We start from the raw sequence: 16,068 nt of genomic DNA on the forward strand, positions 1-16,068 counted from the left end.
GAAAGTGAATGGAATCCATGAATAAGAGAATCCTCCTCTCCACGGGCGCTCTGCTGGCCGCGGCCGCCCTGGCGCTCACCGGATGCTCCTCGGAGCGCGGCGGCGACGCGGGTGGCTCGGGCGGCTCCGACGCCGGCGCCACGTCAACCGGGTTCGAAGAGGGCGCCACCATCGGCGTCGCGCTTCCCGACAAGACCAGCGAGAACTGGGTGCTCGCCGGCAAGCTCTTCACGGACGGTCTCGAAGACGCCGGGTACAAGGCCGACGTGCAGTACGCGCCCGCCTCGAACACCGTCGCCGAGCAGCAGAACCAGATCCAGGCAATGGTCACGGGCGGTGCGAAGGTCATCGTCATCGGCGCGAAGGACGGCAAGCAGCTCGCCACCCAGGTGCAGGCCGCGAAGGACGCAGGCGCAACGGTCATCGCGTACGACCGCCTCATCGAGAACACCGACGCACTCGACTACTACGTCGCGTTCGACAACTTCAAGGTCGGCCAGTTGCAGGGCCAGGCGCTGCTCGACGGGCTCGAGGAGCGCACCGACCACGATGCTCCGTACAACGTCGAGCTGTTCTCCGGATCGACCGACGACGCGAACTCCGCGGTCTTCTTCAACGGCGCCATGGACGTGCTGCAGCCGAAGATCGACGACGGCACCCTCGTCGTGGGATCGGGCCAGACCGACATCCAGCAGACCGCGACCGCCGGGTGGAAGGCCGAGAACGCTCAGAGCCGCATGGACACGATCCTGACCTCCGCCTACAGCGACACCGACCTCGACGGCGTCCTCTCCCCAAACGACACGCTCGCGCGCGCCGTGCTGACCTCGGTCGAGCAGGCGGGCAAGCCACTGCCCGTCGTGACCGGCCAGGACTCGGAGGTCGAGTCGGTTCGCTCGATCATGGAGGGCAAGCAGTACTCGACCATCAATAAGGACACGGCGCTGCTCGTCGAGCAGACCATCAAGATGATCGGTCAGCTGCAGCAGGGCGAAGAGGTCGATGTGAACGACACCGACCAGTACGACAACGGCTCGAAGGTCGTGCCCGCCTACCTGCTCGATCCCGTGATCGTCACGCAGGAGAATGCAGCGGATTCGTACCAGAACGTGCCGAACCTGCTCGAGATCGTCGAAGAGTACAAGTAGCACTCGCGATATCCCCGCACTGAGCTGCGCCGGGATGCGGCAGGATCTTCCTCCGCACCCCGGCGCAGTGCCGTTTCGAAAGGCAGCGCATGACCGACACTCGCTTCTCCATCGACACCGACGCCCACCAGGCGTGGCTGGACGCCCAGACCGATCGGCTGCTCGCATTCGCAGAGCCCGCGCTCGACCCGGATGGCGGCTTCTCCTGGCTCGACGATTCCGGCGCTCCCGTCGCGTCCCAGGGCGCCCAGCTCTGGATCGCCGGCCGCTACACCTACTGCGCGGTGCTCGGGCACTTGCTCGGGTTCCCCGGTCAGGCCGAGCGCGTGGAGCACGGGCTCGCCTTTCTCCGCTCCGGCGCGCTGCGCGACGCCGAGCACGGCGGCTGGTTCGTCACCGTCGGCGCGGCCGATCCTGCGACGAATTCCGACGCGAAGGAGAGCTACGGGCACGCATTCGTCCTGCTGGCCGCAGCTTCGGCGAAACTCGCGGGTTTCGAGGCCGACGATCTCTACGCCGACGCGCTCGGAGCACTCGAGCGCTGGTGGGAGCCGGAGGCGCGCATGTACGCGGACACGTGGAACCGCGAGTTCACCGTGCTCGACCCCTACCGCGGCGCCAATCCCAACATGCACCTCGTCGAAGCTGGCCTGCTCGCGTACGAGGCTGACGGCGATCCCCGCCATGTCGAACGATCGACGGCCATCGCGCGACGCCTCATCGGCGACGTGACCGCGCGCAACGAGTGGCGCCTGCCGGAGCACTACCTGGAGGATTGGACGCCCGATCCCGAGTACGGCGCCGACTCCCCCGACAGCCACTTCAGGCCGTACGGCGCGACCGTGGGCCATTGGCTCGAGTGGGCTCGCCTGCTCATCGCGCTCGAGGCCGCGCAGCGCGAAGCCACCGGTTCGCCTGACACCTGGTTGATCGATGCGTCGCGCAGCCTGTTCGGCCGTGCGGTCGCCGATGCCTGGGACGAGGATCGCGGTGGGTTCGCATTCAGCACCGACTGGGCGGGCATCGTGTTGAACGACCACCGCTTCCACTGGGTGATCGCCGAGGCCATCGGCACGTCGGCGGCGCTCTTCCGCGCCACCGGCGACGCGTCCTACGCGAAGTGGTACGCCCGGTTCTGGGAGTACGCGGCGGCCCACCACATCGAGGCCGACGGCAGCTGGATCCACGAGCTCGACGCCGATGGGGCGCCAGCGGACGGCACGTGGAGCGGCAAGCCCGACCTCTACCATGCGCTCCAGGCAACGCTCTTCGCGCGACTGCCGGTGACGCACAGCCTGACGCACGGTCTGCGATCCGGCGCCCGCGACGCGAGCTGAGCCGCCAGCCCTCCAACGCGGATCGGGGTCGGCATCCGGGTGCGACCCCGCATACCGACCCCGACCCACAGGGAGGAGCGACGTACTACACCTCCACCAGCACCTTCACCTGCTCGGGATCGTTCGACGCGTCGAACGCCTGCTGCGCCTGGTCGAGCGGGAAGACGCCCGTGATGAGCTCGTCGAGGGGCAGGCGACGCTCGCGCAGCAGCGCGATGGCGGCCTCCACGTCCTCCCGCACGTACATCAGGTTCCCGAGCAGTGCGATCTCGCGATCCTGGATCAGCTCGAGGTCGATCGTGGTGGGCCCGGAGGGCACGCCGACGGTCATGATGGTGCCGCCCTTCTCGAGCATCTCGATCGCGAGGCGCACGGTGGCCTCCCGCGAGACGCAGTCGAACACGACGTCAGCCTTGCCGCCGAGCTCGCGCATCGCGGCTTCGGCGGCATCGGGGGCGCTCGAATCGAAGCTGCCGGAAGCGCCGAGACGCTCCGCGCGGGCGCGCTTCGACTCGAGCAGATCGGCGACGACGACGCGTTCAGCTCCCGCGTGCAGCGCGGCGATCGTCACGAACAAGCCGATGGGGCCGGCCCCGAGCACCACGACGCGAGCGCCCGTGAGATCCCCTGCGCGGCGCACCGCGTGCACGGGAGTCGCGAGCGGCTCGATGAGCGCAGCCTCTCGGTCGCTCAGGTCGTCGGGCAGCGCGATGACGCGATCTGCGGCGATGGTGAAGCGATCCGTCATGCCGCCAGGGGTCTGGCAGCCGAAGACGTCGAGCGTCGCGCAGATGTTGTACCGACCCCGCTGGCACGGCGTGCACTCCCCGCAGGCGAGGTTCGGCTCGATGACGACGCGGCGGTTCACGAGATCCGCCGGCGCCTCGGGTCCAGCGGCCTCGACGACGCCGATCACCTCGTGCCCCGGCCAGAACGGCAGGGACATGAACGGGTGTCGGCCGTGCGCCGCGTGCACGTCCGACCCGCAGATGCCGACGATGGTCGAGCGCACGAGCACCTCGCCGGCGCCAGCGGCGGGCGCCGGAATCTGCTCGACACGGATGTCATCGGCCGCATTGACGACGATGCGACGTACGGCCTCCTGCACGTCGCTCATCAGACTGCCGTGTATCCACCGTCGGCCACGAGGACCGAGCCGGTGATGAACGAGGCGGCGTCGCTCGCGAGGAAGACCACGCTCGGCGCGATCTCCTCGGGCAGGGCGAAGCGCTGCTGCGGGGCATCCTCGATCCAGTAGCGCTGGAACTCGGGGTTGTCGACGGGAGCCATCTCCGTCTTGACGTAGCCGGGCGCAACCGCGTTCACTCGGATGTTCAGGGGAGCCCACTCGACGGCGAGCGACTTGGTGAGGTGGTGCACTGCAGCCTTCGAGGCGTTGTACGCCGGCTGCCACTGCGGACGGTTGACGATCAATCCCGACATCGAGCCGATGTTCACCTGCGATCCGCCACCGATCTCGCGCATGTGCTCGCCGACCGCGACGCTCGCTTTCCAGAGGGCGCGCACGTTGAGGTCCCACACCGCGTCCCACTGCTCGTCGGTGACGCTCCACGATTCGCCGTGGAAGCAGGTGCCAGCGTTGTTGACGAGGATGTCGATGCGCTCGAGACCCGACTTGGCCTCTTCGACCATACGGGTGATCTGCGCGTCGTCGGTGATGTCCGCGGTGATGGCGACGAACTCGATCCCGCGATCCGCGGCTTCGGCGACGACCTGCGCGTTTCGCTCGGCGCTGCGGCCGACGATCGCGACGCGTGCGCCGGCCTCGGCGAGCCCGAAGGCGAATGCCTTGCCGAGACCCTGGTTACCGCCGGTGACGAGGGCCGTCTTGCCCTCGAGGCTGAACGAAGTCATGTTTCGTGTCCTTTTCATGTTGGTACATCGTGCGAGGAAGCGACGGATCGTCGCGAGAGGTGGTGGCTGATCAGCGACCCGGGTAGACGACCGATTTCAGGCTGTCCGGGTCGGTGTCGCTCTCGAGTGCCTGCTCGACCTCGTCGAGACCGAATTGCCCGGTGACGAGCGAGTCGAGATCGACCTGGCCGTTCGAGACGAGCTGGATCGCGACCGGCCAGGTCTCGGTGTAGCGGAAGATCCCGGTGACGGTGATCTCGCGGTTCTGGATGTCTTCGACGGGCAGCGTCATCTCCGGGTTGCCGAGGCCGACGAGCACGGCGGTCCCGGCAGGACGCACGGCGCGGATGCCGGACTGCACGGCGGGTGCGGCGCCGCTCGCATCGATGAAGGCGTCGATCGGCACATCGAGATCCGCGGGGTTCTGCGTGCGCGGGTCGACGACGCGGGTCGCACCGTACTGCAGTGCGCGGTCGCGGCGCGCCTCGACGAGATCGGAGACGATCACTTCGCCGGCGCCGAATGCGCGTGCCGTCTGAGCGGTGATGATGCCGATGGGGCCGGCTCCGGCGATGAGCACGGTCGAGCCGGGGACGATGCCGGCTTTGCGCACCGAGGTGATCGCGACCGACAGCGGCTCGAGCAGGGCGGCCGCCTCGTCGGTCACGTTGTCGGGCACGTCGTGCGCAAAGGCCGACTGGATGGTCACGAACTCCGCGAAGGCGCCGTCGATCGGGGGCGTCGCGTAGAACTCCATGTCGGGGCAGAGGTTGTAGGCGCCGATGCGGCATTCGCGGCAGCGCCCGCATGGCCGCTGCGGCTCGATCGCGACCCGGTGGCCGACGCGGGCCGGATCGACGTTATCGCCGACGGCGACGACGACGCCGCCGACCTCGTGCCCGAGCACGAGCGGAGCCTCGACGACGAAGTCTCCGATCCGCCCCTCGCGGAAGTAGTGCACATCTGAACCGCACACGCCGACGGCGCCGACGCGAACGAGTACCTCGTCGGCGGCGGGCACCGGCACCGGGCGCTCTTCGATCGTGAGCTCTCGCGTGCCGAGGAGCACGCTGGCGCGCATCCGCTCCGGGATCTCAGGGTGAGTCATGACTGTTCTCCTCGTACTGCTTGGGTGTGTGCGCGGCCGAGCAGGGCGCGGCCGACGATGACGTGATGGGCTCCGAGCTCGATCGCGCGGAGCGCGATGGCGGCATCGACGCCTCCGTCGACACTCACCTGCACCGCCGGAGCGAGCTGCGAAATGCGTTCGAGCAGTTCGGGGCGCGCGGGCTCCCGCGTGCCGGGCTCGATGAGCATGATCAGGGCGCCGGCAGTGCCGGCGTCGAGACTCGCCGGGTCGTCCCCCGGTTCGAGCACCGTCCAGACCTCTCCGCCGGCGGCGCGGAACGCCTCGGTCAGGGAGGCGTCCGCTGCCACGCCGGCGGGCACTGCGGCGCGCTGCGCACCGACCGAGGCGGCGGCCTCGAGTACAGCGGCGATCTCGTCGCGCAGCTCGGGGTCGTACCCGTCGACGGCGCGGCCTCGCGCTCCCGCGAGCACGATCAGGTGGACCTCGAGCAGCGAATCAGGATGCCGCGCGCCGAGGTCTCGCAGTTCGGCTGCGACGATCCCTCGATGCACCAGCTCCCCGGTGTCTTCGCGATCGAGAATCACATCGAGATGAATCGGCAGGCCGATCGCCGCGAATCGGTCGGCGACGGCTTCCCGATCCGGCGCAGGCGCGGCGTACAGGCTGCCGTACACCGATCCTTCCGGCACATCGGTGATCCATGCAGCATGGGGCGGGGCGGCAGCGGACGAGCGCTCCGCGAACTGCACCGCGCTCATCCGCGGCTCCGGTCGAGCGTGTCGATCGCTGCGACCTCGGCGTACCGCGCGAAGCGCTCGGTCGAGACTCTGGCGGGCTCGGCCGCGACCCGCCGGGCCGGCTTCCAGTGCTCCGCGAGCTCCATGATGGGCGTCTCGCTCAGCACCGCGGCGGCCTGCACGGCCGCTCCGCGCGCGACCGCCTCCGGTGCGTCGACGAGATGCACCGGCTTGCCGAGCGCATCGGCGAGGATCTGCCGCGTCGCGGCGGAACGGGCGGCGCCGCCGATGGCGATCACTTCGCCGTCGGTGCGCACCCCGCAGCGCTCGAAGTGGGACAGCCCGGCGACGAGACCGAACACCACGCCTTCGTACGCCGCACGTGCCAGTTGCTCACGGCTCGTCTCGGTGGTGAGGTCGGCGAGCAGGCCGGAGGCCAGCGGCCGGTTGGGCGTGCGCTCCCCATCGAGGAACGCCGCGAGCACCGGCCCATCGCTCCCCGCCTGCAATGCGAGGGCGGAGAGTTCGTCGTGGTTCGCTCCCATGAGTCTCGCGAACGTGTCGATCACCTTCGCTCCGTTGAGCGTGCAGACGAGCGGCAGGAAGCCGCCCGTGAGGTTCGCGACGCCGTTCACGAATCCTCGCGCATCGCGCACGGGCTCTGGTGTGGTCGAGAACACCACCCCGGAGGTGCCGAACGCGAAGACGGCGTCTCCCTCCGCGATCCCGAGGCCCAGGGCCGAGGCGTGCTGGTCGCCGCCGCCGGCGGAGACGAGTGCCGGCTCTGCGATGCCGAGCTCGGTCATGGCCGCCGAGGTCGTGGTGCCGGCCACGCCGTCGGGCGGGAGCACCTCGGGCAGCATCGCCGCCCAGTCGCGCGACTCGTCGATGAGCGCGAGGTGATCGAGCAGATAGCGGTTCGCCGACGGGTCGAAGTACCCGGTGCCCGATGCTTCGGAGCGGTCGGTCGCGAACGCCCCGGTGAGCCGGTACGTGAGATAGTCGTGCGGCAGCAGGATGGTCGCGAGTCTCGAGAAGTTCTCCGGCTCGTGATCGGCGAACCACGCGACCTTGCTCAGCGTGAATGCGGCGGTCGGGAGCGATCCGGTGGACGCGATCAGGCGATCCGCACCGATGCGCTCGGTGAGCCGGCGCAGCTCGCCGTCGGTCGTCGTGTCGTTCCAGAGCTTCGCGTCGCGAATCACCTCGCCGTGCGCGTCGAGCGGCACCATGCCGTGGCACTGCCCCGCGACGGAGATCGCGCGAACGCTCACGTCGCCCGCTTGCGCGAGCGCAGCGCGGAATGCGCCGACGAACGCATTCCACCAGGCATGGGGGTTCTGCTCGCTGCGCGGCGGCGCGACCGGCGGATGCGCGGCAGTGGCCCCCGCGATCCGGCGCCCGTCGTCGAGCGCGAAGAACTCCACCTTGCACGACTGCGTCGACGTATCGACGCCGCAGACGACGGCGATCATGCGGCGCCTCCCCGCGTCGGCGCCTCGATCGTATCCGGCAGGTCGCGCTGCTGGCCGACGATCCCGGCCGGGTGGATCTGCACGACCTCTTCCCAGCTGAAGCCGCGCAGGCCCATGAGCGTGACGGTGAGGGCGTCTCCCCACGCTCCGGCCACGAGTGTGCTGCCGAGTGCGATCAGGCCGCCTGCGTCGGCGTCGACCGGATCTGTGGTGAGGTGGACGACGCGCGTCGCGGCCGCGGCGAAGGGCGAGTCGGGTCGCTCGGTCACCGCGACGACGTCGGTTCCGCGCTCGACGAGGCGCTCGACGAGCTGGGTGAGTTCGACTGACTGCCCGCCCTTCGAGAAGGCGATCACGAGGTCGTCCGAGGTCACGGCTCCCATGCCTCCGTGGAGTGCGTCTTGCGAGGGGAGGTAGAACGCCGGCGTCCCGGAGACGGACAGCAGGTGAGCGAGGCGCTCGGCCATGATGCCCGACGTGCCGGCGCCCGTGGTCACGACTTTGCCGGTGCAGCGCTGCACGGCCGAGACCACGTCGGCGAAGCTGTCGTCGATCTGCTCGGCGAGATTCGCCAGTGCTTGAGACTCGCGAAGAATCGACTCTCGTGCGTGATGCACGAGGTCGGCGGCGGTTGCGCTCATATGATTGACCTGATCTCTCATTTGTTGCATTTATTCTATCGTCTTGCGCGATGCGAAGCGACTTCCGGCTCGACGCAGTGCGAGCCCCGGAATCATCCGGTGTGAGATGATGACCCATCGAGAGGAGACGACCATGGAACCCGGTCCCAACAGGCTGGTCGAGATGGCGCACGTCGCCCGAGAGCACTTCATCAACGACGTTCCGATGGTGGAGCTGGCCGCGCGAACCGGCATGTCCCGCTTCCGCGTCGCCCGGCTCATCGCCGAGGCCCGCGACCTCGGCGTGCTGCGCATCAGCGTCGGCGCACCGCAAGCGCTCAGCCGCGACGACGTCGCCGAACTGCGCCGACGGTACGGGCTCCGCGACGTCCGGTGCGTCACGATGCCCGACGGCGACGCCGACCCGCGCGCGCTCCGCGCCGCTCTCGGCCGCGCCGCAGCCGAGTACCTCGAGACGCAGGTCCAAGCCGGAGAGGTGCTGGGGTTCGCGAGCGGTCGAACGCTCGCCGCGATTCCCGAGCACCTCCGCGCGCTCCCGCAGTGCGATGTCGTCCAGCTGACCGGGCTCGCGGGCCCTCCAGGTGAAACGGCTGGAGATCTGGTGCGCACCGTCAGTGCGATATCGGGAGGCGAGCCCGCATCGCTGTACGTTCCGCTCGTGGCGTCCGACGCCGACGCCGCAGCCATGCTCTGCCGCCAGCCCGGCGTCGCCGAGACGCTGGCGCGCATGGGAGAGGTGACGCGCGCCGTGCTCGCGGTCGGCAGCTGGAGCCCCGTCGTCTCCCAGCTCGCGGATTCGATCTCCGACGACGATGCGGGCGGTCTGATCGCGAGCGGTGTGCGCGCCGATGTCGCGGCGTCGCTCTTCGACGGTTCGGGCGGCCGGGTTTCGGCCCTCGATACTCGCACCATTGCGATCCCCTTCGATCAATTGCGCGCGATCCCCGAGATCGTCGTCGTCGCGGGTGGAGCCGAGAAGCACGCCGCGCTCCGGGCCGTGCTGCTCGCCGGGTTCGTGACGACCCTCATCACCGACCGCGCCTCGGCGCTGTCGCTGCTCTCCGGGCCGCGCACAACCTGAACGGCGGCGGCTTCCACCCCTGCCCGGGAGGAAACCGCCGCCGCTCGATCGCTGACTACTCCTGGCCGGGCAGACCCTCGTACGCGATATCGCCGGTCTTGAGGTTCTCGGCGATCAGTTCGCTCAGCCCGTCGAGGAAGGCCGGGCGATCGTTGACGACGTGATCGAGAGCGTCCTCGACGTTGTCCTGCGTGATGGGGGGCATAGTGTAGACGAGGTTGTTGTCGACATCCTCATCGCGCGCGATGGCAGCAGCCACCGCAACGCCGGTCGCGAGCTGGACCGTGCCGTTCTGCAGCGAGGTGCCGATGAAGTCGCCGTTCTTCACAGCGTTGAGACCATCCTCGATGCCGTCGATGCCGACGACCGGAATGTCGTCCATGCCGGCCTCGCGCAGCGCCTGCTTGGCGCCGAGACCCATGTCGTCGTTCTGCGAGATGACGCCGTCGATCTCATCGCCGAAGGCGGAGATCCAGTTCTTCATCTTGTTGACGGCCTCGTCGCGGCTCCAGTTCGCGGTGTCCTTCGCGAGCACGCTCACATCGGGGTTCTCCTCAAGCACCTGGTCGATGCCGGCGCCGCGGTTGATCTCGCCCGAGCCGCCCAGCGGGCCCTGCAGGATGACGACGTTGCCCTTGCCTCCGAGCTCGTCCATCATCATCTGCGCTTCCTGCGCGCCAGCGGCGACGTCGTCGGGCTGCACGCTCCCGGCGACCTCGTCGTTGTTCAGCGTCGCATTGACGTCGAGGAAGGGGATCCCCGCCTCGCTCGCCGCGGTCACCTGCGGCTGCAGCGTATCCGCCTGAACGGGGACGACCATGATCGCGTCCACGCCGGCCTGGATGAACTGATCGACCTGGGTCGCCTGCGTCGAGACGTCCATCTTCGCGACGTTCCACAGGATCTCGATGTTGTTGTCTTCCGCGTAGCGGTCGATGCCTTCCTTGCCTTCGGTGATGAAGGAGGACATGTCGTAGACGCTCACGCCGACGGTGACGCGTTCCTTGCCGCTGTCATCGGCGCCCTGCTGCGCTGCAGGATCGCCGGCACCGCAAGCCGCGAGCGACAGCACTGCCGCGCCGGCCACGGCAACCGCGAATCCGCGGTTCATTCGGGAGGTGAACTTCATGGGGTACTCCATTTCGATGGTGAGTGGTGAGGGGAGAGTCGTGCACTGGGGGATCTCGCCGCGCCCGTGGGAGCGGCGACGGTCAAGATCGTCGACGTTTGCTGGCCCATACGTCGACCGCGACTGCGGCGACGATCAGCACGCCCTTGATCACGTCCTGCCAGTAGGCGGGGACGGTCAGAATGTCGAGACCGTTGTTCAGGGTCTGAATGAGCAGCAGGCCGAGCGCGGTGCCCCAGACGGTGCCGCGGCCGCCCATGAGGCTCGCCCCACCGATCACGACTGCGGCAATGGCGTCGAGTTCGTAGCCCTGGCCGAGGTTCGGCGACCCGCTGATCACGCGGGAGGAGAGCATGATGCCGGAGAGGCCGGCGAGCGCGCCGCTGATGGCGTACACGCTGTAGAGCACCCGGCCGGTCTTCACGCCGGCGATCTGCGCGGCGAGCGGGTTGCCGCCCACTGCGTAGACGCGCAGGCCGTAGCTGGTGCGGCGCATCATCAGCCCGAATCCGATGATCATGAGGATCATGAGGATCACGGGGACGGTGAGCCCGAAGACGCGCGTGTTCGCGAACTGACCGTACTCGGTGGGCAGACCGTTGATCGGCGCACCGTCGCCCAGCACGAAGGCGAGGCCGCTGGCCAGCGTGAGCATGCCGAGCGTCGCGATGAACGGCGGCACCTTCATGACCGAGACGACGAAGCCGTTCACCGAACCCGCGGCGAAACCGACGGCCACGGCGACGATCGGCGCGAGCCAGATCTGGTCGGGCATCTCCTTCGCCGCGACGGCGGCGGCCATGGCGCTCAAGGCGATGACGCTGCCGACCGACAGGTCGATCCCGCCGGTGAGGATCACCAGCGTCTGCCCGAGCGCGATCAGCGCGAAGGGCGCCGCCGCGACCAGAATCGTCGTCACATTGTCCACCGTGCCGAAGCGCGCGCTGCGGTACAGGAAGAAGGCGATGATGAGCAGCATCACGATGACCATCGCGTAGCGGATGGCCAGTTCGCGGAACCAGGGTCCCGAGAAGCGGCGGAGATCGCCGCTCTCGGACACCGTCCGCATCACTTCGGTCTGTGTCGGATTCGACATGTCATGCGTCCTTTCGAGGAGCGTCTGCGGGTTCGGCGGCAGCCGCGTCCGCTTCCGTGGCTTCGAGTCCGCTGGCGAGGCGGAAGATTCGGTCCTGCACCTCGGCGCGGGAGAGGTCGGCTGCGGTGAGCTCACCGGCCACCGCACCCTCTCGCAGCACGAGTGCACGGTGGGAGAGGCTGAGGATCTCGGGCATATCGCTCGACGCCATGAGCACGGCCATGCCGCTGGCGGCCAATTCGACGATGATGCGGTAGATCTCGCTTCGCGCTCCGACGTCGACGCCGCGCGTCGGCTCGTCGAGCAGCAGCACGTCGACATCCCCGGTGAGCCAGCGGGCCAGCACCACCTTCTGCTGATTGCCGCCGGAGAGCGTCTCGAGCGACTGGTCGAGATCGCGGCTGCGCAGTCGCACCGAATCCATGACCTCGCCGACCCGCTCGCGACGAGCGCGCTGACGCAGGAACCCTGCGATGGAGAATTGGCCGAGGCCCGGCAGAGTGCCGTTGTCGAGCACCGACATCGGGAGCACAGCGCCCGAGCCCTTGCGATCCTCCGGCACGAGCGCCATCTTCGCTGTGATGGCGGCTGCTGGCTCGCCCGGCTTCACGCGCGATCCGCGAACCCTGACCTCGCCGCTCTCCGACTTGCGGACGCCGAACACGGTCTCCATGAGCTCCGTGCGTCCGGCGCCGACCAGACCGGCCAATCCGACGATCTCGCCGCGGCGCACCTGCAGCGAGATGGGGGCGTTCGCGCCGCTGACCTGCAGCGCGTCCAGCTCGAGCACGACGTCAGCGCTCGGCACACCGCGCTCGGGGAAGAGGTCTTCGAGCTCTCGTCCGATCATCGCCGTCACGATGTCGTCGTCGGTCAGGTTCGCGAGCGCCTGGTCTTCGACGAGCTCACCGTCGCGGAGCACGATCACGCGGTCGGCGATGGCCCGAATCTCCTCCATCTTGTGCGTCGTGAACAGCAGCGCGACGCCGCGGTCGCGCAGCAGCCCCATGACCTCGAGCAGTCGGCCGACCTCCCGCTCCGAGATCGCGCTCGACGGCTCGTCGAGCAGGATCACGTTCGCGCCGGTGTTGGTGGCTTTGACGATCTCGATGATCTGACGGATGCCGACGGCGAGGTCGCCCATTCGCTTGCGCGGATCGATCGTGAGCCCGAAGACCGCGAGCTGCTCGCGGGCCTGCTCGATCATCGCGCCACGGCGAAGCCCCAGCGGTCCGCGCAGCTCGCGTCCGATGAAGAGGTTCTCGTACACGGTGAGCTCGAGGATCGACGCGAGCTCCTGCGGCACGATGGCGACGCCGAGTCGGTGCGCCGCTTGAGCGTTGCCCGCGGGAAGCGGGGTTCCCTGGACCTCGACGGTGCCGCCGTCCGGGCGGTACTGACCCGATGCGATCTTCATCAGCGTGGACTTGCCCGCGCCGTTCTCACCCGCGAGCGCGGTGATGGTTCCCGCCTCGAGGCTCAATGAGATTCCCCTGAGCACGGGGATCCCTCCGAAGCCCTTGACGATGTTCGTGCATTCGAGCAGCGTCCCGGTGGCCGGCACGTGCTGCGCGGAGTCGCGCGTGTGTGCCTGCTGGTTACTCATGTTGCATTCACCCCTCTCCACGGCGAGCGGAGGTTCCTCGTCGTCCCGGCATGTGGGCGCTTCGTTCGAGGCCCGTATAGGTTTTTACCATGACTTGTAACATCTGAGAAACATGCCCGCACATTTGAGCGATGCTACAGTCTCTGTGTCCCACTGCGCCAATCCGATGGAGGAGCCCCATGAGCGAGGTCGAACGCCGCATGGCCCTCGTCGCAACGCGGCACTATCTCGATGGCTTGTCTCGCATAGAAATCGCAGATGAGCTCGGAATTTCCCGGTTTGCCGTCGCGCGCCTGCTCGAGCAAGCGCGCGAGCGGGGAATCGTGCGATTCGAGATCGCCTCACCCGACGATCTCGACCTCGGGCTCTCCGCTCAGTTGCGCGCAGCCTTCCAACTTCGACACGCAATTGTTGTACACGCACCCGGCGGCGCGGAGGACACGTTGAAGCGGCGTCTCGGTACCGCCGCGGCGCGACTCGTCGAAGAGGTGATGACGCCCGGCGAGGTGCTCGGCCTGGCCGCAGGCCGCACCTTGCGCCAGATGGTGATGGCGTTCCAGTCGCTCCCGCCCGTCGATGTCGTCCAATTGGAGGGCGTCGCCGCAGGTTTGCAGGAGAGCGGCGTCGAACTCGTGCGGCACGCCGCGAGGGTATCCGGCGGCACCCCGCATGCGCTGCTCGCTCCGCTCCTGACACGCAGTGACGAGACCGCCGAGCTGCTCCGCGACGAGCCCGCTGCTCGCGAGACGTTCGCCCGATTCTCAGAGGTCACCACCGCGGTCGTCGGCATCGGAAGTTGGAATCCGGAGGATTCGCAGGTCTCGATGCTCGCGGGGCAGCTCGGGATCCGCGAATCGCTCCTCGACGCCGGCGTGCGCGCCGACCTCGGCGCCGTACTGCTCGACATCGACGGTGCGGTAGTCGAGAATGCTGTGGGACGGAGCGTCGGCATCGACGCCCCGGGGCTCCGCAACGTCCCCCATGTGCTCGCCGTCGCCGGCGGGCCGCTGAAGTTCGTTGCGGTGCGCGCGGCGCTCCGCAGCGGGCTCATCCACTCGCTCGCATGCGATGCGAGCACCGCCCAGGCACTGCTCGCAGATGCCTCACGTACCGACCCGCACCGAAGGAGCGATTCATGAAGTTCGAAGACCTGCAGGGCCGCACAGCTGTCGTCACCGGCGGCGGACGCGGCCTCGGCTACTCGCTCGCGGAGGCGCTCGCGGGGCAGGGTGCGAATGTCGCACTGCTCGATGTGCTCCCCGACGTCGACGCGACGGCTGTCGCTCTCGGCGAGCGATTCGGCGTGCAGGCAGTCGGCATCCACACCGACGTCACCGACCCCGAGCAGATCAGCGTGGCGTTCGACCGGATCGGCGCTGCCGTCGGCACCCCCCAGATTCTGCTCACGGCCGCCGGCATCACCTTGCTCGAAGCCGCCGTCGATATCGACCCGGCGCAGTGGCGCCGAGTGCAGTCGATCAACGTCGACGGAACCTTCTTCGTGGCCCAGGAGTTCGCGCGACGGGTGCTGGCCGAGGGACTCGCGGGCTCTGCGATCCTCGTCTCGTCGATGTCCGCGAAGATCGTCAACGTGCCGCAGCAGCAGACGGCGTACAACACGTCGAAGGCCGCCGTGGACCACCTCACGAAGTCGCTCGCCGTGGAGTGGGCCGCTGCAGGCATTCGCGTCAACGCCATCTCCCCGGGCTACTTCCTCTCCGACATGACGAAGCAGTTCACCGAGAGCAACCCGGAGCTCGCCGCCGAGTGGACGTCGCGCATTCCGATCGGCCGCATGGGCGATCCCAGTGACCTGCATGGGCTCGTCGCCTACCTCGCATCCGACGCGTCCTCCTACCTCACGGCCCAGTCGATCGTCATCGACGGCGGATACACCGCGCTGTGAAGCACGCGACGACCGGGGCGCCGCGCGCACTCGTCTTCGGCGAGGCGCTCGTCGACGTCATCGACGGCACCGCGTTTCCCGGGGGTTCGCCTCTGAACGTCGCCGTCGGCCTGAGCCGGCTCGGCGTTGCCACGACGCTGGCCACCCGGTTCGGCGACGACGCGCACGGCGCGCAGATCGCCGATCATCTGCGCGCCTCCGACGTCTCGTTCGCCGAGCCCGTACCAGGCGCGGAGACCTCTCGTGCCGAGGTGACGCTCGACGCCACCGGGCAGGCGCAGTACCGCTTCGTGCTCGACTCGGAACTCCCGGCGACCCCGCTCGACGGCATCGGCCTCGTGCACACGGGCTCGCTCGGCGCGGTGCTGACACCCGGCGCTGCCACCGTCGCGGCCGCATTCGACGATCCAGGATCGCGGCTGCGCAGCTACGACCCGAACATCCGCCCCGATCTCATGAAGGATCACGGCGCGACGCTCGACCAGGTCGAGCGCCTCGCCGCGCGGAGCCACATCGTGAAGATGAGCGATGAAGATGCGGAATGGCTCTACCCCGGGCAGGACCTCGATGCAGTGCTCGCACGCATGGTCGCTCTCGGCGCGTCCCTCGCCGTCGTCACGCGTGGTGCGGCCGGTTGCATCGCACGGTTCGCCGACAGCGGGGCTGCTGCCCCCGCGGATCGGGTCGCGGTGGTCGACACGGTCGGCGCAGGCGATTCGTTCATGGCCGCGCTCCTCGCGGCCGTGCTCGACGGTCCGCTCGCCGCTTCCCTGCTCGCGGGTGATCCGCCCGCACCGCACGACGTCGAGCACGCGCTGCAGTTCGCCGCACGAGCGGCGGGCATCACCGCCTCTCGCGCTGGTGCCAATCCGCCGTGGACGCGCGAACTCGCAGGCGAGGCGCACGGAGAGCCCGCCACATTTCCAGCCACTTCATAGCAAACCATC

At 68.7% G+C, this 16,068-nt stretch carries 15 protein-coding genes; 6 read left to right on the forward strand and 9 right to left on the reverse strand.

The features are described from left to right. Nucleotides 1-17 precede the first annotated feature (17 nt). Together ABFX18_RS12545 and ABFX18_RS12550 are read left to right on the forward strand one after the other, a co-directional pair. On the forward strand, nt 18-1,148 hold the full coding sequence (locus ABFX18_RS12545) for a substrate-binding domain-containing protein (RefSeq protein WP_090146844.1): 1,131 nt from the start codon (nt 18-20) through the stop codon (nt 1,146-1,148). 89 nt (nt 1,149-1,237) lie between these two features. Then, the gene (locus ABFX18_RS12550; protein ID WP_090146843.1) at nt 1,238-2,485 is read left to right on the forward strand and encodes an AGE family epimerase/isomerase; all 1,248 of its coding nucleotides are present in this window, start codon (nt 1,238-1,240) and stop codon (nt 2,483-2,485) included. Between the two features lie 85 nt (nt 2,486-2,570). Here ABFX18_RS12550 and ABFX18_RS12555 read toward each other — a convergent pair whose 3' ends face one another. The 6 genes from ABFX18_RS12555 to ABFX18_RS12580 all read right to left on the reverse strand — a co-directional run bounded on the left by ABFX18_RS12555 (nt 2,571) and on the right by ABFX18_RS12580 (nt 8,303). Continuing rightward, on the reverse strand, nt 2,571-3,602 hold the full coding sequence (locus ABFX18_RS12555) for a zinc-dependent alcohol dehydrogenase (protein WP_346058491.1): 1,032 nt from the start codon (nt 3,600-3,602) through the stop codon (nt 2,571-2,573). Further along, a complete protein-coding gene (locus ABFX18_RS12560; RefSeq protein ID WP_346058492.1) occupies nt 3,602-4,360 on the reverse strand; it encodes an SDR family NAD(P)-dependent oxidoreductase in 759 nt (252 codons plus the stop codon). Before ABFX18_RS12560 ends, ABFX18_RS12555 begins: the two co-directional genes overlap by 1 nt. 70 nt (nt 4,361-4,430) lie before the next feature. Then, entirely contained in the window at nt 4,431-5,468 is a 1,038-nt protein-coding gene (locus ABFX18_RS12565; protein ID WP_346058493.1) for an NAD(P)-dependent alcohol dehydrogenase, read from the reverse strand. Next, nucleotides 5,465-6,208, reverse strand: coding sequence for a beta/alpha barrel domain-containing protein (locus tag ABFX18_RS12570; RefSeq protein WP_346058494.1), 744 nt, complete (start codon nt 6,206-6,208; stop codon nt 5,465-5,467). The genes ABFX18_RS12565 and ABFX18_RS12570 overlap by 4 nt, the downstream gene beginning before the upstream one ends. Next, entirely contained in the window at nt 6,205-7,662 is a 1,458-nt protein-coding gene (xylB, locus tag ABFX18_RS12575; protein WP_346058495.1) for a xylulokinase, read from the reverse strand. The genes ABFX18_RS12570 and xylB overlap by 4 nt, the downstream gene beginning before the upstream one ends. Next, nucleotides 7,659-8,303 carry an SIS domain-containing protein gene (locus ABFX18_RS12580; RefSeq protein WP_090146830.1) on the reverse strand — a complete coding sequence of 215 codons (645 nt, stop codon included), beginning with the start codon at nt 8,301-8,303 and terminating at the stop codon, nt 7,659-7,661. The genes xylB and ABFX18_RS12580 overlap by 4 nt, the downstream gene beginning before the upstream one ends. A 133-nt stretch (nt 8,304-8,436) precedes the next feature. On the opposite strand from ABFX18_RS12580, the gene ABFX18_RS12585 reads away from it, so the two are divergent. Further along, nucleotides 8,437-9,384: a sugar-binding transcriptional regulator gene (locus tag ABFX18_RS12585; protein WP_346058496.1), complete on the forward strand. Its 948-nt coding sequence runs from the start codon at nt 8,437-8,439 to the stop codon at nt 9,382-9,384. 55 nt (nt 9,385-9,439) lie between these two features. On the opposite strand, the gene ABFX18_RS12590 is transcribed toward ABFX18_RS12585, so the two are convergent. The 3 genes from ABFX18_RS12590 to ABFX18_RS12600 all read right to left on the reverse strand — a co-directional run bounded on the left by ABFX18_RS12590 (nt 9,440) and on the right by ABFX18_RS12600 (nt 13,215). Next, nucleotides 9,440-10,513 carry a substrate-binding domain-containing protein gene (locus ABFX18_RS12590; protein ID WP_090146826.1) on the reverse strand — a complete coding sequence of 358 codons (1,074 nt, stop codon included), beginning with the start codon at nt 10,511-10,513 and terminating at the stop codon, nt 9,440-9,442. Nucleotides 10,514-10,595: 82 nt separating this feature from the next. After that, complete coding sequence (locus ABFX18_RS12595) at nt 10,596-11,609, reverse strand: ABC transporter permease (RefSeq protein WP_090146824.1); 1,014 nt, start codon at nt 11,607-11,609, stop codon at nt 10,596-10,598. 1 nt (nt 11,610) lies between these two features. Next, a complete protein-coding gene (locus ABFX18_RS12600; RefSeq protein ID WP_211650147.1) occupies nt 11,611-13,215 on the reverse strand; it encodes a sugar ABC transporter ATP-binding protein in 1,605 nt (534 codons plus the stop codon). A 179-nt stretch (nt 13,216-13,394) separates the two neighbouring features. On the opposite strand from ABFX18_RS12600, the gene ABFX18_RS12605 reads away from it, so the two are divergent. Genes ABFX18_RS12605 through ABFX18_RS12615 form a run of 3 tightly spaced genes read left to right on the forward strand, consistent with a single transcriptional unit; the run spans nt 13,395 to nt 16,059 of the window. After that, nucleotides 13,395-14,354, forward strand: a complete 960-nt coding sequence (locus tag ABFX18_RS12605) for a sugar-binding transcriptional regulator (protein WP_211650146.1) — start codon at nt 13,395-13,397, stop codon at nt 14,352-14,354. After that, complete coding sequence (locus ABFX18_RS12610; RefSeq protein ID WP_211650145.1) at nt 14,351-15,121, forward strand: SDR family oxidoreductase; 771 nt, start codon at nt 14,351-14,353, stop codon at nt 15,119-15,121. The genes ABFX18_RS12605 and ABFX18_RS12610 overlap by 4 nt, the downstream gene beginning before the upstream one ends. Next, nucleotides 15,118-16,059 carry a carbohydrate kinase family protein gene (locus tag ABFX18_RS12615; protein ID WP_346058497.1) on the forward strand — a complete coding sequence of 314 codons (942 nt, stop codon included), beginning with the start codon at nt 15,118-15,120 and terminating at the stop codon, nt 16,057-16,059. The genes ABFX18_RS12610 and ABFX18_RS12615 overlap by 4 nt, the downstream gene beginning before the upstream one ends. Nucleotides 16,060-16,068 lie beyond the last annotated feature (9 nt).

It is taken from the genome of Leucobacter alluvii (assembly GCF_039530485.1).
GTDB lineage: Bacteria > Actinomycetota > Actinomycetes > Actinomycetales > Microbacteriaceae > Leucobacter > Leucobacter alluvii.